Annotated in this window: 15 protein-coding genes; 9 read left to right on the top strand and 6 right to left on the bottom strand. The window is 52.5% G+C overall.

Annotated features, from left to right (window positions below):
• The first annotated feature begins 102 nt into the window (after positions 1-102).
• Both ACLD4F_RS07800 and ACLD4F_RS07795 read left to right on the top strand, forming a co-directional pair.
• Positions 103-240: a hypothetical protein gene (locus ACLD4F_RS07800; protein WP_001540598.1), complete on the top strand. Its 138-nt coding sequence runs from the start codon at positions 103-105 to the stop codon at positions 238-240.
• A 96-nt stretch (positions 241-336) separates the two neighbouring features.
• The gene (locus ACLD4F_RS07795; RefSeq protein ID WP_411010764.1) at positions 337-2,550 is read left to right on the top strand and encodes an MASE1 domain-containing protein; all 2,214 of its coding nucleotides are present in this window, start codon (positions 337-339) and stop codon (positions 2,548-2,550) included.
• 35 nt (positions 2,551-2,585) lie between these two features.
• On the opposite strand, the gene ppx is transcribed toward ACLD4F_RS07795, so the two are convergent.
• From ppx to purM, 4 genes are all read right to left on the bottom strand, one after another.
• Positions 2,586-4,127, bottom strand: coding sequence for an exopolyphosphatase (ppx, locus tag ACLD4F_RS07790; RefSeq protein ID WP_023254649.1), 1,542 nt, complete (start codon positions 4,125-4,127; stop codon positions 2,586-2,588).
• Between the two features lie 4 nt (positions 4,128-4,131).
• Positions 4,132-6,198, bottom strand: coding sequence for a polyphosphate kinase 1 (ppk1, locus tag ACLD4F_RS07785; RefSeq protein ID WP_000529555.1), 2,067 nt, complete (start codon positions 6,196-6,198; stop codon positions 4,132-4,134).
• 188 nt (positions 6,199-6,386) lie between these two features.
• Positions 6,387-7,025 carry a phosphoribosylglycinamide formyltransferase gene (purN, locus tag ACLD4F_RS07780; RefSeq protein WP_001028589.1) on the bottom strand — a complete coding sequence of 213 codons (639 nt, stop codon included), beginning with the start codon at positions 7,023-7,025 and terminating at the stop codon, positions 6,387-6,389.
• Positions 7,025-8,062, bottom strand: a complete 1,038-nt coding sequence (gene purM / locus ACLD4F_RS07775; RefSeq protein WP_000130477.1) for a phosphoribosylformylglycinamidine cyclo-ligase — start codon at positions 8,060-8,062, stop codon at positions 7,025-7,027. Before purM ends, purN begins: the two co-directional genes overlap by 1 nt.
• Positions 8,063-8,475: 413 nt before the next feature.
• Between purM and upp the strand changes: the two genes are divergently transcribed.
• The 3 genes from upp (at position 8,476) to ACLD4F_RS07760 (ending at position 11,275) form a co-directional block, all read left to right on the top strand.
• On the top strand, positions 8,476-9,102 hold the full coding sequence (upp, locus tag ACLD4F_RS07770) for a uracil phosphoribosyltransferase (protein ID WP_000706208.1): 627 nt from the start codon (positions 8,476-8,478) through the stop codon (positions 9,100-9,102).
• Between the two features lie 87 nt (positions 9,103-9,189).
• Positions 9,190-10,479, top strand: a complete 1,290-nt coding sequence (gene uraA, locus ACLD4F_RS07765; RefSeq protein ID WP_000198339.1) for a uracil permease — start codon at positions 9,190-9,192, stop codon at positions 10,477-10,479.
• A gap of 94 nt (positions 10,480-10,573) precedes the next feature.
• Positions 10,574-11,275: a DnaA inactivator Hda gene (locus ACLD4F_RS07760; protein ID WP_061835882.1), complete on the top strand. Its 702-nt coding sequence runs from the start codon at positions 10,574-10,576 to the stop codon at positions 11,273-11,275.
• Positions 11,276-11,301: 26 nt separating this feature from the next.
• On the opposite strand, the gene arsC is transcribed toward ACLD4F_RS07760, so the two are convergent.
• Positions 11,302-11,661 (bottom strand): arsenate reductase (glutaredoxin), encoded by a 360-nt coding sequence (arsC, locus tag ACLD4F_RS07755; protein ID WP_079944040.1) that lies wholly within the window; start codon positions 11,659-11,661, stop codon positions 11,302-11,304.
• Positions 11,662-11,700: 39 nt separating this feature from the next.
• Positions 11,701-13,164, bottom strand: coding sequence for a beta-barrel assembly-enhancing protease (gene bepA, locus ACLD4F_RS07750; protein ID WP_000489631.1), 1,464 nt, complete (start codon positions 13,162-13,164; stop codon positions 11,701-11,703).
• 207 nt (positions 13,165-13,371) lie between these two features.
• Here bepA and ACLD4F_RS07745 point away from each other — a divergent pair, with 207 nt between their 5' ends.
• The 4 genes from ACLD4F_RS07745 (at position 13,372) to ACLD4F_RS07730 (ending at position 18,383) form a co-directional block, all read left to right on the top strand.
• The gene (locus ACLD4F_RS07745; RefSeq protein WP_000892056.1) at positions 13,372-14,439 is read left to right on the top strand and encodes an AI-2E family transporter; all 1,068 of its coding nucleotides are present in this window, start codon (positions 13,372-13,374) and stop codon (positions 14,437-14,439) included.
• Positions 14,440-14,714: 275 nt separating this feature from the next.
• Positions 14,715-15,902, top strand: coding sequence for a sugar diacid recognition domain-containing protein (locus ACLD4F_RS07740; protein WP_001533732.1), 1,188 nt, complete (start codon positions 14,715-14,717; stop codon positions 15,900-15,902).
• A gap of 67 nt (positions 15,903-15,969) precedes the next feature.
• Positions 15,970-17,238 carry a GntP family permease gene (locus tag ACLD4F_RS07735; protein ID WP_000200859.1) on the top strand — a complete coding sequence of 423 codons (1,269 nt, stop codon included), beginning with the start codon at positions 15,970-15,972 and terminating at the stop codon, positions 17,236-17,238.
• 5 nt (positions 17,239-17,243) lie between these two features.
• A complete protein-coding gene (locus ACLD4F_RS07730) occupies positions 17,244-18,383 on the top strand; it encodes a glycerate kinase (protein WP_000706377.1) in 1,140 nt (379 codons plus the stop codon).
• Positions 18,384-18,412: the final 29 nt, after the last annotated feature.

Below are 18,412 nucleotides of genomic sequence, written 5' to 3'. Positions count from 1 at the left end.
AACGTAACAAGCCTGCGTTCACTCTACATTAAGGCATACTGCGAACCGATGGTCAATTCCTCTTAATGTAAAATTGCGTCAGTTGATTTATCTTATATTGTTATGGAAGATAATTTTAGTATTTACATTAATAATAAATTAATGATAACAAAGAATAAAAAGGCGAATAAAGGCTGCAGGAGAAAGGTAATAATTGACTTAAATCAAATGTTACTTTTGTTTAATAATTACAATCGATGACTATCGTGTGATGTATATCGCATCATCAATTTAAAGTCAGGTGGGATGCCTGTCTGTTAACGCCCCTTTGGGATTGGGGGGTTCTGCTGAGCATCTATGAAACTAAATAAAACTTATATAAATATCAGAGATAAATGGTGGGGACTACCGCTCATTCTTCCTTCGATTTTACTACCTGTTTTAAGTAGCGCAAATACTTATGCGCATACCAGCACTGGAAATGTGGTTCTTTTTTACCTGCCGTTAGCATTTATGCTTAGCCTGATGCTCTTTTTCGGCTGGGCAGCACTGCCGGGTATTGTGCTTGCTATCTTCTGGCGCAGATACCCGCAGACAGGTCTGTATGAAACCCTTTCTGTGACGATGCACTTTATCATTACTATCGTGCTAAGCTGGGGTGGTTATCGTGTCTTTTCCCCCCGGCGAAACAATGTTTCCCACGGCGACGCCCACCTGTTGTTTCAACGAATGTTCTGGCAGGTATTTTGTTCAGCAACATTATTTCTGGTCATCTACCAGTTTGCCGCTTTTGTTGGCATGTACGAAAGTAAAGCCAGCCTGATGGGGGTAATGCCCTTTAATATCAACACGCTGATTAATTACCAGGCGTTACTGGTCGGTAATCTTATCGGCGTGCCATTGTGCTATTTTATTATTCGTACTCTCCGCAATCCGCTGCACCTGCGGGGATATTATCAGCAATTAAAGCTACAGATTGATAGCAAGGCCACTAAAAAAGAGATCGTTATTTGGCTGGCCGTATTGACTACACTAATGTTTATACTGTGTATGCCATTGACTGATAATAGTTCAATATTTAGTACCAACTATACGCTTTCGTTATTATTGCCGGTCATGCTGTGGGGCGCGATGCGCTATGGCTATAAGTTTATTTCAATTATCTGGGCCGTCGTGCTAATTACGTCGATTCATTATTATCAGCGTTATATGCCCTGGTATTCAGGTTATGATACGCAATTAGCGATTACCTCTTCGAGCTATCTGGTTTTTTCTTTTATTGTTAATTATATGTCTGTACTGGCCACGCGTCAGCGCGTAGTGAGTGGTCGCGCACGGCGGCTGGCCTATCTTGACCCGGTTGTACATCTTCCCAATTTACGTGCATTAAACCGCGCGCTCAAAAATGCGCCCTGGTCTACGATCTGTTTTTTACACGTGCCGGGTCTGGAGCTATTGGGTAAAAATTATGGCGTCATGCTACGCATCCAGTATAAGCAAAAGCTCTCTCACTGGATTACGCCGATGCTGGCCTCAAATGAGTGTGTCTACCAGATGTCAGGGCACGACCTGGTGCTGCGTCTTAATACAGAGGCGCATCAGCAGCGTATTGAAGCGCTGGATAAACATATTAAGCAGTTTCGGTTTATCTGGGATGGACTGCCGCTACAGCCGCCTGTCGGCGTGAGTTACTGCTGCGTGCGTTCTCCGGTTAGCCACCTTTATCTGCTGTTGGGCGAATTAAGCACCAGTTCCGATCTTTCGTTGACGACTAACGCGCCGGAGGATTTACAGCGGCGCGGCGCAATGCACCTGCAGCGCGATTTGAAGGGCAGAATTGCGATGATGAATCGCCTGCAACAGGCGTTGGAGCACGATCATTTTTTCCTGATGGCGCAGCCTATTTTCGGTATTCGTGGGGACGTTTACCATGAAATTTTACTGCGACTCAGGGATGACAACGGCGATGTTATCAACCCGGACAATTTTTTACCCGTGGCGCATGAGTTTGGTTTGTCTTCCGCTATCGATCTTTGGGTGATTGAAAACACGCTGCGGTTTATGGCGGCCAGCCGGGAATATATGCCCGCGCATCGTTTTGCCATTAATCTGTCGCCAACATCGGTATGTCGCGCCCGTTTCCCTTCAGAAGTTAAGCAGTTGCTTAAACAATATCAGGTTGAACCCTGGCAACTGGTTTTTGAGGTAACGGAAAGCAACTCTCTCACCAATGCTGAGCAGGCGCAATTGACGCTGGGACAGCTACAGCAGTTTGGCTGTCAGATAGCGATTGATGATTTCGGTACTGGCTACGCCAGCTATGCGCGGCTGAAAAACGTTAACGCTGATATTCTTAAAATTGACGGCAGTTTTATTCGCAATATAGTGTCAAACAGTCTCGATTATCAGATTGTGGCTTCTATTTGTCATTTAGCGCGAATGAAAAATATGCAGGTCGTCGCGGAGTATGTCGAGAGCGAAGAAATACGCAGCGCAGTGCTCTCGTTGGGGATCGACTATCTTCAGGGATATTTAATTGGCGAGCCGCAGCTATTATCTGAGATTCAGTAAAGGCAGACGCCGCGGCGCGGCGTCTGGCTCACAATTTACGCGGCGATCTCCGGCGAGCTTTCTTCCTCAATATTGAGACGCCAGCCAGTTACCGCTTCCCAGTACTGCTGTTCTTTTTCCAGATCAAGCAGTACCAGCGCATTCTGGCTGAACCAGTCATGCGGAAAACATAACGTCCAGTGGCTGTCATCGGTCGTTAGCCGCAGCGTCGGCGGCGTGGTGGTCGCCTGCCGCTGGTTGTTCAGTAATACGCCCAGCCGAAGTAGCTGAATTAACGGCAGATACTGTTTTTTCTTAAACAGCGTAAAGCGGGGCATATCATCCAGTTTTATGGCTTTACGATGGTAACGCACCAGCGTCGCCATCATCATTTGCTGCTCCTGATTAAAGCCGGGCAAATCGCTGTGTTGCAGAATATAAGCCGAATGGCGATGTAAACCGCTGTGATTAATATTCAGTCCAACCTCATGCAGCATTGCCGCCCAGCGGAGCAACGCTTCAAGCTGCGGATGCGCCAGTTTTGGCTGCTGGGCCTGCCACTGCTCGTACATCTGCATGGTGGTTTCCAGCACGCGTCTGGCCTGTTCTCTGTCAATGTTGTATTGATTGGCCAGACTTTTTGCGGTACGGCTGCGAACATCCTGATGGCGGAAGCGGCCTTCCATTTCATACAGCACGCCTTCGCGCAACGCGCCGTCGGAAAGGCGAAGCTCGCGGATAGCCAGAGCATCAAAAACGCCGCACAGAATCGCCAGGCCCGGCACAAAGACCGCTTTTCGTTCTTCAGACAGACCCGGCAGGCTGAGCGCATTAAAGGAGCGGTGCTTCAACACTTCTGACTTCAGTTTATCGAGGCGCTCCGGCGTAATGAAGCCATCTTTCTCACCCAGCGCCAGGAGAACTTCATGAGCGGCCTTAATCGTACCGGAAGCGCCCATCGCTACGTTCCAACCCTGAATACGATACTGCCAGGTTAAGGTTTCCAGTTTTTGCGCCGCCGCCATTCGGGCGCGCTGGAAGTTTTCTTTATTGATAACGCCGCCGGGAAAGTAGAGCTGCGCGAAGCTCACGCAGCCCATACGACGGCTTTCAACCAGCCTGGGTTCGAAGTTTTCGCCAATGACCAGCTCTGTTGACCCGCCGCCGATATCGATCACCAGCTTGCGGCCTTTTTCCGGCTGCGTATGTTCTACGCCCATAAAAATCAGGCGCGCTTCTTCGTTACCGGAAATAATCTCTATCGGGTAGGGAATAACCTTTTCCGCGCGTTTGAGAAAATCAGCGGCATTTTGCGCCTGACGTAACGTATGGGTGCCTACGATACAGACGCTGGAAGGGGAGAAACCTTGTAAGCGTTCAGCAAACAACGACAGACAGCTAAGCCCACGTTCCATGGCTTCTTCGCTGAGGTTGTTATCTGCGCCCAGCCCGTCCGCCAGATGGACGCGCTGTTTTAAGCGCCCGATAATCTGCATTGCGCCGTCAACCACGCGGGCAATGACCATATGAAAGCTGTTTGAGCCGAGATCGACCGCAGCGAACTCCTGCGGGCGGGGGGATTTATCGTAAATTGGCATAGCGTTAGTCTGGTTGCTCGAGTGATTTGATGTAGTCATAAATTGCCAGCTGCGCCTGGACTTTACGGCGATTGCCGCGCGGTACGTAGCGGTTGCTGAGTTCTTTATCGATAAAACGCGCTTTTACCGTGTCGCTAAACAGAATGTCAATGATATCCAGGACGCGTTGTTTAAGCCGCGGGTCGAGGATAGGCGTAGCGACTTCGATACGGTAGTCAATATTACGCGTCATCCAGTCAGCTGAAGAGAGCCAAACTTGCTTATCACCGCCGTTTTCGAAAATATAAACCCGATCGTGTTCCAGATAGCGATCCACAATGCTAATCGCGCGAATATTATCGCTAATGCCTTCCAGTTGCGGAATAAGAGAACACATACCGCGCACCAGCAGATTGACCTGGACGCCCGAACCCGACGCGGCGTATAGCCTGTCGACCAGCCCTTTATCGACCAGGTTGTTAAGCTTTAAGGTAATCCCTGACGGTAAGCCTTGCTGGGCATTGGCGATTTCACGATCGATCATCTCATACAGCAGACGCCGTGAGTTTTGTGGAGAAACCATCAAATAATCGAAAGTGACCGGGCGATAGGGGTTTTCAATAAAATTAAAGACCCGGCGCACTTCATTGGTAATGCGCGCATCGGCGGTCAGCAGCGAATAATCGGTATACAGCCGCGCCGTTTTTTCGTTGAAGTTACCGGTGCCGATATGCGCATAACGCACCACGTCATCGCCCTCTTTTCGTGAGATGAGGAAGAGTTTGGCGTGAATTTTCAGCCCGGGCGCAGAGAAAATAACATGGACGCCCGCTTCGGTTAACCGCTTGGCCCAGTGAATATTTGCCTCTTCATCGAAGCGCGCCTGCAACTCCACCACCACGGTGACTTTTTTGCCGTTATGGGCGGCATGGATCATCGAGTCAATAATGCGCGAGTCTTTCGCTACGCGATAAATATTGATTTTGATCGCCAGCACGCTTGGGTCAAACGACGCCTGACGCAGCAGTTCCAGCACATGTTCAAAGGTGTGATAAGGATAATAGAGCAGCACATCACGTTCACGAATCGCGTCGAAACCGTTACGAAATTTCTCTTTATCAAACCAAAGATGGCGTAACCGCGGTAACGGTTTATTGACCAGGTTGGCTTTACCGACATTCGGAAAATTAATAAAGTCTTTAAAATTGTGGTAGCGCCCGCCGGGTACGATTGAGTCATACCGGGAGATCGTCAGTTTTTCCCGCAGTACGTCGACCAGCGCGGCGGGCATATCGCGTTGGTAGACAAAGCGCACAGGCTCAGCGGTCAGGCGCTGCTTCAGGCTGGAAGACATCAGCTCCATCAGACTGGATTCCATCTCATGCACCAGGTCATATTCGGCATCGCGGGTCATTTTCATCGAATAGGCATTAAGCGCGTCATAGTCGAAGAACCCTTTAAAAATGTCATCCAGGCAGTAGCGCAGAATATTATCCAGAAGAATCATTGGCTTGCGTCTGCGCGGTGTCTCCGGCGGCAGATTAACGAAGCGTGGGACTTTGTCGGACGGTATCTCCAGCAGCGCATAGTTGATGGTGTCGCCGCGGATAATCTCCACCGCCAGATAGGTGTAATCATCTTTTAAAAACTGAACAAGATCCGTCTCCCGGTTAATGAGAATCGGGGTAATATGCTGGCGCAAATAGTGCTTAAAATAGTGGCGCAACCAGCTTTGTTGGTTCACCGAGAGCTGACGCTCGTTGATCAGAAAGATTTGATTACGCGCCATTTCCAGCAGTAATTCGTTGTACAGGCCGTCGAACTCCTGGTCTGCTTTCAACACGCGGGACTGAATTTTGCCTAACAAATGGCGTGAATGAGAATTTGAACCCTGTTCTTCGCTGATAATAATACGTCGTTTCAGTTCAGCGAAACGCACTTTGTAGAACTCGTCGAGGTTATTAGAATAGATTCCCAGGAACCGCATCCGCTCAATCAACGGGTTGGATTTGTCCGCCGCTTCCTGTAACACGCGTTCGTTAAATGCTAACCAGCTCAGTTCTTTCTCGATATATAGCTTTTCCTGACCCATTACTACCTATACTCCGTTTTATTCACGGGACACTGCCTGATGATTATGGCGAGCATTACGCGTTAATGTCCAACTGCGCCAGAAAAATATGACAATAAACTGATAGCATAAAGGAAGGGAAAAGAGTAGGCCGGATAGGCATTTATGCCGCCATCCGGCAAGCAGACGCAGTCCTGTCCGATGACGTATTATTCGTCAGACGCATAACCTTGCGGCGGCAGACGACGCCCGTCCAGCCAGGCGGCGTTATCGCGCATCTTTAGGCGCCCCTGCGCAAACCAGCTAATCACCAGCGGATAAATCGCATGTTCCTGAGTCTGTACGCGTGCGGTGATATCATCTTCGCTGTCGTCGGCAAAAACCGGCACCTTCGCCTGGAGAATGACCGGGCCGCCGTCGAGTTCGTCTGTCACGAAATGTACCGAGGTACCGTGCTCCTCATCGCCGTTTTCCAGCGCCTGGCGATGGGTATGCAACCCCGGATATTTTGGCAGCAGGGAAGGGTGAATGTTCAGCAGACGCCCGTAGTAATGCGCGACAAACATCGGACTCAGAATACGCATAAAACCGGCCAGCACGACCACATCGGGCGCATACGCGTCTATCTTGCGAATCAACTCGCGATCGAAGGCGTCGCGGCTGTCAAACCGATCGGCAGTCAGCGCTTGCGCCGGAATGCCGGCTTCTCTGGCGCGTTCAAGGCCGAACGCGTCGGCCTTATTGCTGAATACTGCCCTGAGGGTGCCTTTAATTTTCTTCGCTTCGCAGGCATCGATAATCGCCTGTAAATTGCTTCCATTGCCGGAAATCAGCACCACAATATTCATTATTCAATAACCACACGCTGTTCGGAATCAGAGGCTTTGATGATACCGATTTTCCATGCGTTTTCACCTTTCTCGTTTAGCAGAGCAAGCGCTTTGTCCGCTTCCGGAGCGGAGAGCGCAATCACCATGCCGACGCCGCAGTTAAAGGTACGGTACATTTCATGTCGGCTGACATTACCGGCGGTTTGCAGCCAGGTAAAGATGGCGGGCCACTGCCAGGACGACTCATTAATTACCGCCTGGGTATTCTCCGGCAGAACGCGCGGAATATTTTCCCAAAAGCCGCCGCCGGTGAGGTGGGCGATAGCGTGCACATCGACGTTTTCAATCAGTTCCAGAACCGATTTTACGTAGATACGGGTCGGTTCAAGCAGATGATCGGCCAGCGGCTTCCCTTCCAGCAGAGTGGTTTGTGGGTCGCAGCCGCTAACGTCAATAATTTTCCGCACCAGCGAATATCCATTCGAGTGCGGGCCGCTGGAGCCGAGCGCAATCAGCACGTCGCCTTCGGCAACCCGGGAGCCGTCGATGATTTCTGATTTTTCGACTACGCCGACGCAGAAACCCGCCACATCGTAATCTTCGCCGTGATACATGCCCGGCATTTCCGCCGTCTCGCCGCCGACCAGCGCGCAGCCGGATTGCAGGCAGCCTTCGGCAATACCGTTGATCACGCTGGCAGCGGTATCGACATCCAGTTTACCCGTGGCATAGTAATCGAGGAAAAACAGCGGTTCCGCGCCCTGAACGACCAGATCGTTTACGCACATCGCCACCAGATCAATACCGATAGCGTCGTGACGCTTTAAGTCCATCGCCAGGCGAAGTTTGGTGCCTACGCCGTCAGTGCCGGAAACCAGTACCGGTTCACGATATTTTTGCGGCAACGCGCACAGCGCACCGAAACCGCCCAGACCGCCCATAACCTCCGGGCGGCGAGTTTTCTTCACTACGCCTTTGATTCGATCAACCAGAGCGTTACCCGCATCAATATCGACGCCGGCATCTTTATAGCTAAGAGAGGTCTTATCGGTCACTGCCTGGTTCCCCACGTTTTTTCTTGCGGTAAAAGTTAAATTCGGCGCAATTCTAACAGGGAAAGCAAACGTTTGCGAGCGTGGTCTGCGCCCTGGATATCCGGGCGATTTTTTTGGCATGGTTTCGGTCGCTGCTTGAAAATTTCTCTGTTGGTAAAAAAGAAAAGGATATCCAGCACTTGGTTTACGACAGGTGGTCTGGACAGGCCATTCACCCTTAAAATTGCTAAGATTCAAACGGTTGTTAGCCTTTATCGCCTGTTTCAACGTGAGTGATTTATACTCACTTTTCCGCTATCTGCGCTTTTGGTTGATCCAGGTCAAGCATACATTGTGTTGCGTCAGAGAGGAAAAGCGGTATAATCCGGCGATTTTTTTTGTGGTTGCCAGTCATCTGAGGATAGGAGAAGAGTATGAAGATCGTGGAAGTCAAACACCCACTCGTCAAACACAAGCTGGGTCTGATGCGTGAAAACGACATTAGCACTAAACGCTTTCGTGAACTCGCCTCAGAAGTAGGCAGCCTGCTGACATATGAAGCGACAGCCGACCTGGAAACGGAAAAAGTCACCATCGAAGGCTGGAATGGCCCGGTGGAAATCGACCAGATCAAAGGTAAAAAAATTACCGTTGTGCCGATTCTGCGCGCGGGTCTGGGTATGATGGAAGGCGTTCTGGAAAATGTACCGAGCGCGCGTATCAGCGTAGTCGGGATGTACCGTAACGAAGAGACGCTTGAGCCAGTACCTTATTTCCAGAAACTGGTATCGAACATTGATGAGCGCATGGCGCTGATCGTCGACCCGATGCTGGCGACCGGCGGTTCTGTCATCGCGACCATCGACCTGCTGAAAAAAGCAGGCTGTAGCAGCATTAAGGTGCTGGTGCTGGTCGCCGCGCCGGAAGGCATTGCAGCGCTGGAAAAAGCGCACCCGGACGTTGAACTGTACACCGCCTCTATCGATCAGGGGCTTAACGAGCACGGATACATTATTCCGGGGCTTGGCGATGCCGGCGATAAGATTTTTGGTACCAAATAAGTGAATAAATAATTAAAAGCCGACTTTAAGAGTCGGCTTTTTTTTGAATAAAACAACTCATAACAAACACACTTAGAGGAAAACACTATGACGCGCCGTGCTATCGGGGTGAGTGAAAGACCGCCGCTTTTACAGACAATCCCGCTTAGTTTACAGCACCTTTTCGCCATGTTTGGCGCGACCGTGCTGGTGCCAGTTCTGTTTCATATCAACCCCGCGACGGTTCTGCTGTTTAACGGTATCGGAACGTTGCTGTATCTCTTTATCTGCAAAGGTAAAATTCCGGCCTACCTCGGATCGAGCTTTGCCTTTATTTCCCCGGTACTACTGCTGTTGCCGCTGGGTTATGAAGTGGCGCTGGGCGGTTTTATTATGTGCGGCGTGCTGTTCTGTCTGGTCTCTTTCATCGTTAAAAAAGCGGGCACCGGCTGGCTGGATGTGATGTTCCCGCCTGCGGCAATGGGCGCAATCGTTGCCGTCATCGGTCTGGAGCTGGCTGGCGTCGCGGCGGGGATGGCCGGATTGCTGCCTGCGCAAGGGCAGTCGCCGGACACGAAAACAATTATCATCTCCATGGTCACGCTGGCGGTGACGGTGTTCGGCTCCGTACTGTTTCGCGGTTTCCTGGCGATCATTCCGATTTTGATCGGCGTGCTGGCGGGCTATGCGCTGTCATTCGCGCTGGGAGTGGTCGATACCACGCCGATTGCCCAGGCACACTGGTTTGCGCTGCCGACTTTCTATACGCCGCGTTTTGAATGGTTCGCGATCCTGACGATTCTGCCCGCGGCGTTGGTCGTGATTGCCGAGCATGTCGGTCATCTGGTGGTGACGGCGAATATCGTCAAAAAAGATTTAGTGCGCGATCCCGGTTTGCACCGCTCGATGTTCGCTAACGGACTGTCGACGATCATTTCCGGTTTCTTCGGCTCCACGCCGAATACCACCTATGGGGAAAATATTGGCGTCATGGCGATCACCCGCGTTTACAGTACCTGGGTTATCGGCGGCGCGGCGATTTTCGCCATTCTGCTTTCCTGCGTTGGCAAACTGGCGGCGGCGATTCAGATTATCCCGTTACCCGTGATGGGCGGCGTCTCGCTTCTGTTGTACGGCGTCATCGGCGCGTCGGGGATTCGCGTATTGATCGAATCAAAAGTCGACTACAACAAAGCGCAAAACTTGATCCTCACCTCGGTGATTTTGATCATCGGCGTGAGCGGCGCGAAAGTGCATATCGGCGCGGCAGAATTGAAAGGGATGGCGCTGGCGACCATCGTCGGGATTGGCCTGAGCCTGATTTTTAAACTGATTAGCCTGTTGCGTCCGGAAGAAGTGGTACTGGAGGCAAATGATGCGGAGCCTCCGCATCAGTAACGGGTTGCCGGGCAGCGATGCTGCCCGGTTCTATCTCACGGGAATTATGTGGTAAACTCAGCGCGATTTTATGTCATCCTGGGTTGAGGTATCTCTGAACACACCGGCACAGCTCTCTTTGCCACTTTATCTTCCTGACGACGAAACTTTCGCAAGTTTCTGGCCGGGGGATAACGCCTCTCTACTGGCCGCGTTACAAAACGTGTTGCGCCAGGAACATAGTGGATATATCTACCTTTGGGCGCGTGAAGGCGCGGGCCGCAGCCATTTGCTGCACGCCGCCTGCGCTGAATTGTCGCAGCGTGGAGATGCGGTAGGCTACGTCCCGCTCGATAAACGCACCTGGTTCGTGCCGGAAGTGCTCGACGGTATGGAACACCTCTCGCTGGTGTGTATTGATAACATTGAGTGTGTCGCTGGCGATGAACTGTGGGAGATGGCGATCTTTGATCTCTATAACCGCATTCTGGAGTCCGGTAAGACGCGGTTATTGATCACCGGCGATCGTCCGCCAAGACAGTTAAATCTGGGCTTGCCCGATCTCGCTTCCCGTCTGGACTGGGGGCAAATCTATAAACTCCAGCCTCTTTCCGATGAAGACAAACTTCAGGCGCTACAGTTGCGTGCCCGGTTACGGGGGTTTGAACTGCCGGAAGATGTCGGGCGGTTTTTACTCAAACGTCTTGATCGCGAAATGCGCACGCTGTTTATGACGCTGGATCAGCTCGATCATGCGTCGATCACTGCCCAGCGAAAACTGACGATCCCGTTTGTCAAAGAGATCCTGAAACTGTAATACGCCGCGACGGCGGCGTTCAACGGTTAACCGAGGATGTCCAGCACCTGCTCAGGCGGTCGGCCAATGCGCGCCTGACCATTTGCCACCACAATGGGGCGCTCCATCAGTTTAGGGTGTTCAACCAGCGCCTGGATTAACGCCTCTTCACTTAGCTGGCTATCCGCCAGGTGAAGCGTCTTATAGAGATCTTCTTTCTGGCGCATCAGTTCGCGCGTGCTGGACATGCCCAACATACGCAGCAGTTCCCGCACGGTGGCGGCGTCGGCGGGCGTATCCAGATAAAGCACCACTTCCGGTTCCACGCCGTTAGATTTCAGCAGGTTCAGCGTGTCGCGGCTCTTCGAGCAGCGCGGGTTATGGTAGATTTTAATCGTGTCGGTCATGAGTTCTCCTTGTGACGCCATCCGGCTAATAAACGGCGATTACATTTTCGTGTATGGCTTGAAGCGTTCCTGTAACTGGCGCAACTGGTCGATACGCGCATCGTAACGCGCCTGTTGCTGACTACCCAGTTTTGCCTGGGCGCTGGCGCTGCTGAGCAGTGAAATTGCCTGATCCAGTCGTCCCGCCAGCGCATAACTTTCAGCGCGCGCCGCCAGCTCCTGATCGCGGTTGTTCAGCGCGGCTTCGGCCTGAGCAAGCAGATCCCAGCCGTTACCGTCATCTTTATGGCTAAAGGTGTAGCGATTCAGAATGGTTTCCGCCGCTTTCGGCTGGCCTCCCTGGAGGTACGCATTGGCGAGGTTTAATTGCAGCACAGGATTAACGCGCAGATCGCGGGCATTTTTCAGGCGATTAATCGCGTCGTTGGCTCTTTTCTGCCCCAGGTCAATATCGGTGGCGAGGTCAAGATACCAGGCATTGTTCGGTTCCGCGCTTAACAGCGGCTGCAACGTTTTGCGCGCTTCATCGTACTTGCTCGCTTCCATCGCCTGCAACGCTCGGCCATATTGCGCCGCATGTTGCTGACGCACGTTGCCTTTAGACCACTGATCCAGCAGGTCGCTGGTAAGCTGGTTACGTCCGGAATTGTACATTCCCAGGGCGCGCGCTTTGGCGAGATAGAAGTCAGCGGAAGATTGCACCACGACCGGGCGCATCTGGTTGGCACGGTTGCGGGCATCCGCAAGGCGGCTTTCCGGTAAGGGGTGAGTGAGCAAAATTTCAGGCGGTCGCGTGGAGTAACGCGCCTGGTCGAGCAGTTTTTCGAGGAAAGAGGGCATCGCCTGTGGGTCAAATCCGGCGCGTTGCAGTACCTGAATACCAATACGGTCGGCCTCTTGCTCATTTTGCTGGGTGAAACTTATCATTCCCTGGCGCGTTCCCGCCAGAGTACCGGTTAGCGCCGCCATACCGGCCTGTGGGCTGGCCATGGCCAGCAAAATGGAACCCAGCGCGCCCACCCAGGTAAGCGGCGCGCTGCGCTTTTGATCTTCCATCGCGCGCGCCAGGTGGCGCTGCGTCACGTGGGAGATTTCATGCGCCATGACTGAAGCTAGCTGGCTTTCGTTATCCGCGTAGCGAAAAAGCGCCGAGTGCAGCACCACATTGCCGCCAAAGAACGCGAACGCGTTGATTTCGTCATTATTGATCAAGAAAAAATGGAAGGGCGTTTTGACGGAGTCGGCGTGCGAGACCAGACGCATACCCAGCGCGTTAATGTATTGCACCAGCAGCGGATCGTTGATTAACGGCGCGCTGCCGCGTAGCTGGCGCACATAAAAGTCGCCCATTTGCATCTCTTGTCCGATAGAAAGCGTGCTTCCTGCCGAGGTTCCCATATCGGGCAGCGTGTCGGCAGGGTCGGCAAATGCGGGCGCGACCTGACCGAGAGCCAATGCTGCAATGAGGGTTGCCACCAGGTTTTTTTTCAACTGCCTGAACATAACCTCTATCCTGTTGTTTTGAGATAGCCCTTTGACCAACGTCGTGAAATATCGTTCCACGCTCCGACACTTCATAAGTGTAACTGTGATGAGCACAGACTCACTATTTTAGTTTCCTGAATCAACGATAAAAAGCGAAGTCTTTTTTGTGACATTTCGATACAATTCGGCATCACAATCCCGCAGTTGAGTTCTGGGAAGGGTTTTATGCTCGAAATGTTAATGCAATGGTATCGCCGTCGCTTCAGCGACCCGGAGGCGATTGCCTTGCTGGTCATTCTGGTGGCTGGTTTTAGCATCCTCTTTTTCTTTAGCGGCCTGTTAGCGCCGCTGCTGGTCGCTATCGTACTGGCCTACCTGCTGGAGTGGCCGACGGCGCGCCTGCAGGCGATTGGCTGTTCCCGGCGCTGGGCAGCCTCCATTGTCCTTATCCTCTTTGTCGGCATTCTGTTATTAATGGCGTTTGTGGTGATGCCGATTGCCTGGCAGCAGGGTATTTACCTGATTCGTGATATGCCCGGTATGCTGAATAAACTGTCCGATTTTGCCGCGACCTTGCCGCGACGCTATCCGGCGCTGATGGATGCGGGCATTATTGATGCGATGGCGGAAAACATGCGTACCCGGATGCTTAACATGGGCGATTCGGTGGTGAAGTATTCGCTGGCTTCGTTAGTCGGGCTACTGACGCTGGCGGTATATCTGGTGCTGGTGCCGCTGATGGTCTTTTTCCTGGTAAAAGATAAAGAGCAGATGCTGAATGCCGTGCGCCGCGTGCTGCCGCGTAATCGCGGGCTGGCGGGGCAGGTGTGGAATGAGATGAATCAGCAGATCACCAACTATATCCGCGGAAAAGTGCTGGAGATGGTGGTGGTGGGCGTAGCGACCTGGCTGGGCTTTTTGCTGTTTGGCCTCAATTATTCGCTACTGCTGGCGGTACTGGTGGGCTTTTCGGTCCTGATCCCCTATATCGGCGCCTTTGTGGTGACAATTCCGGTGGTGGGCGTCGCGCTGTTTCAGTTTGGTCTGGGGACGGAATTCTGGAGCTGTTTTGCCGTTTATCTGATTATTCAGGCGCTGGATGGCAATCTGCTGGTACCGGTACTTTTCTCCGAAGCGGTGAATTTGCATCCGCTGGTGATTATTCTGTCAGTGGTGATTTTCGGCGGTCTGTGGGGATTCTGGGGGGTGTTTTTCGCCATTCCATTGGCGACGCTGATTAAAGCCGTTGTCCATGCCTGGCCGGATGGTCAGGTGACAGATGCCTCATCCTGAGCGGCCTGTACAAAAGTTGTAAAGCGTGAACGACATCATAGTGCTCTGCCGCCATTTTGCGCACGCCTGATGAGGGACAAGCGCTTAGAAAGCCGCTCTTTTTTTAATGCCGCACCGTGTTGCGGCATTTTTATTGTCGGAACCTACAAAATTCTCGCTGTAAAGCCGCCAAAATTTGGTGACTTAGCCTAAGCATTCTTCTGAGAAATTCGTTAATAAGTGACATCATTGATGCGAGATTGTTTTTTTAATGTGAAGCGATAACGAAACAGGGAATGAGTGTGTTGAGAAAACATTACTTGAAAGGGTATACCGCGCGGCAAATTGTACAGCGAGCCATGAAAATTATTCCTTACTCGGTAAACGTCATGGATGAACATGGCGTCATTATCGCGTCTGGCGAACCTTCGCGGCTTCGCCAGCGTCATGAAGGGGCCATTCTGGCGCTGAAGGAAAACCGTATTGTAGAAATTGATTCCGCTACCGCCAATCAGCTTAAAGGTGTGCGATCCGGCATTAATCTTCCCATCTCTTTTCATGAACAGCTTATCGGCGTGGTCGGCATTACCGGCGAGCCGGAGGAGGTTCGCGCGTATGCCGAGCTGGTTAAAATGGCGGCGGAGCTGGTGATCGAGCATATGGTGCTGATCGAACAGCGACAGTGGGATAAACGCTATCGCGAAGAGCTGATCAACCAATTGATTTTGCGAGAAAATTCAACAGAGTCGTTGCGCTCTATGGCGGCCTATCTGGGCATTGATCTGGCGGTTCCCAGAGTGGTGCTGATTATTGAACTTTCCCAGCCGGATCGCGAAGCGCTGCGCAATGTAATGGATTATTTCGAGAATCACGCGCGCAACCATTTGGTGACGTTTACCGAATTTAATGAATTAATCATTATTAAGCCTATCACGTTAAAAGAGGGAAAGTGGAATACCCGCCAGGAAATGGGTGAATTGCAGATTTTTAAATCATGGGCTGCATCATCGGGCTTTAGCCGTATTTTGGTTGGGGGCTATTTTGCCGGCGAGACGGGATTGCACCGATCTTTGCTCACTGCGAGAGCCACGCAGGCGATGGCGAAAAGACAAAAGCTGCGCAGCCAGTATATTTTTTATCATGACCACGCGCTTCCCGCGCTGCTAAGCGGGCTGTCTGAAAGTTGGCAAGTGCAGGAGTTATCGCGTCTGTGGCTGCAACTGGCGCAACATGACGCGAAAGGCGTATTGCAACAGACGCTGCGGACCTGGTTTGAACATAATTGTGACCTGACGCAAACGGCCAAAGCATTGCATATTCATGTGAATACATTGCGCTATCGCTTACAGCGCTGTGAGGATATTACGCACATAAAAATCAACGAGTTAAAAAGTACGCTTTGGCTTTATATCGGTATGGAGCTCCAGGCCGAATCTGTACCGTCCGACAAGTTACCGCTGCCTGGTCGAATCGAAATTTGTTGAAAGCTCCAGCGGATTTTTAGGCGGGTTTTTCCATACTGCGCGCTCCATGTTAAAGGAGGCGCAGTATATGACGTCGATATCCACCCTGGGAGCCATTGCCGCATTGGTTGTGGCCATCGTATTAATTTTAAGAAAAGTGTCGCCAGCCTACGGCATGATGGCGGGCGCGCTGGTCGGCGGTTTGATTGGCGGCGCCGATCTTCTGCAAACCGTGTCGCTGATGGTGTCAGGCGCGCAGGGCATCGTTAATGCCGTATTGCGTATTCTGGCCGCAGGCGTACTGGCGGGCGTATTAATTGAGTCCGGGGCGGCGAATACGATTGCTGAGACGATTGTCCGCAAAGTGGGGGAAACCCGGGCATTATTGGCATTAGCCATTGCCACACTATGTTTGACCGCTGTCGGCGTATTTATTGATGTGGCGGTGATTACCGTCGCGCCGATTGCGCTGTCGATTGCGCGTAATGCAGGCCTGTCAAAAAGCGCTATTCTGCTGGCGATGGTCGGCGGCGGCAAAGCGGGTAACGTGATGTCACCCAACCCGAACGCTATTGCCGCCTCCGATGCGTTTCATGTTCCTCTTACCTCTATTATGCTGGCGGGCGTGGTTCCGGGCATCGTTGGGCTTATTATCGCCTATCTGTTAGCGAAACGGCTGAATAATAAAGGCGCGGGCGTCGCCGATCATGAAGTGACTCACCATGATGACTCCGTCGCCAGACCCGGCTTTCTGGTGGCGATTAGCGCGCCGCTGGTCGCTATTTTCCTGCTTTCTCTCCGTCCGTTTGCCGGCATTTCCATTGACCCGTTAATTGCCCTGCCCGTAGGGGGATTGGTCGGTCTGCTGTTGATGGGACGCGCGCGCCACTGTAACCAGTACATGGTCGCCGGTCTGATGCGTATGGCGCCTGTCGCTATTATGTTGCTGGGAACCGGTACGCTGGCCGGCATTATCGCTAATTCCGAACTTAAAGATGTCCTGATTCATGGCCTCACCGCTTCGGGATTGCCGTCCTGGCTGCTGGCGCCCGTGTCTGGCGCCATGATGTCAATGGCGACGGCCTCAACCACGGCGGGAACGGCGGTGGCGTCCGGCGTTTTCTCTCCCACGTTACTTGAACTTGGCGTTTCCGCCCTGGCGGGAGCCGCTATGATCCATGCGGGCGCCACGGTGCTGGACCATCTGCCGCACGGCAGCTTTTTCCACGCGACGGGCGGCAGCGTCAATATGCAAATTCATGAACGTTTAAAGCTAATGCCGTATGAAACGCTGGTGGGGTTAGCCATTACCTTTATTTCTACTCTGATGTTCGGTTTCTTTGGTTTTGCAGGATAATCCCTATGAAAATTGTTATTGCTCCTGATTCATTTAAAGAAAGTTTGTCCGCAATGGCGGTCGCTGAGGCGATAGAAAAGGGGTTCCGCGAAATTTATCCTGACGCCGACTACGTTAAAGTGCCCATGGCGGATGGCGGGGAAGGAACCGTACAATCAATGGTGGAGGCCAGCGGCGGGCGTTATGTCGACCAGTGGGTACAAGGCCCGCTTGGGCAACCGGTGGCCGCGCGCTGGGGAATGCTGGGCGATAGCGATACCGCCGTGATTGAAATGGCGGCGGCATCCGGGCTGCATCACGTTTCGCCTGAATTGCGCAACCCGCTTAATACCACCAGCTACGGCACCGGCGAGTTAATCGTCGCGGCGCTGGAGCGTGGCGTAAAGCGTATTATTCTGGGAATTGGCGGCAGCGCGACGAATGACGGCGGCGCGGGGATGATGCAGGCGCTTGGCGTTATATTGCGCGATAAACAGGGGCGCTCGCTTTCTCCGGGCGGCGAGGCGCTGGCGGCGCTGGCCTCTATCGATCTGTCCGGTTGTCACCCATTGCTGCGTAAGGTATCGATAACCGTGGCGTGTGATGTCAACAATCCGCTGTGTGGTCCCCAGGGCGCATCGGCCATTTTTGGCCCACAAAAAGGGGCGACAGCGGAAATGGTGAACACCCTGGACGCGGCGCTGGAAAACTGGGGCCGGCATATTTATCAGGCTACGGGACGTGAGGTGATTAATGCTCCCGGCGCGGGCGCGGCAGGTGGAATGGGCGCCGCGCTTTTAGGGTTGCTCAATGCGGAATTACGCGCCGGCGTAGAGATTGTCGTGGAAACGCTACAGCTTGAGCAGGCGGTTAAAGATGCCGATCTGGTGATTACCGGAGAAGGTCGGCTGGACAGCCAAAGTATTTGCGGCAAGACGCCGATTGGCGTCGCCAGAGTGGCGAAGCGGTATCATAAACCGGTTATCGCGCTCGCCGGTGGGCTGCAACACGATCATCACGTTGTGTATCAGCAGGGTATCGATGCGGCGCTATCGATTTTGTCGCATATCGTTACGCTGCCGGAAGCCTTACACGAGGCGGAATATAACCTGAGCCTGTCGGCGCGCAATGTGGCGGCGATATGGCGTCTGGCGCGGCAAGCCTGACGGCGCATTCCCTTTCCAGGCCGCACATC

The sequence above is a fragment of the Salmonella sp. 741265050_HSA genome, assembly GCF_046569445.1.
In the GTDB taxonomy this organism is placed as follows: domain Bacteria; phylum Pseudomonadota; class Gammaproteobacteria; order Enterobacterales; family Enterobacteriaceae; genus Salmonella; species Salmonella enterica.
The sequence above is the reverse complement of the archived record's forward strand: the minus strand, read 5'-3'. Positions and strand labels throughout refer to the sequence as shown.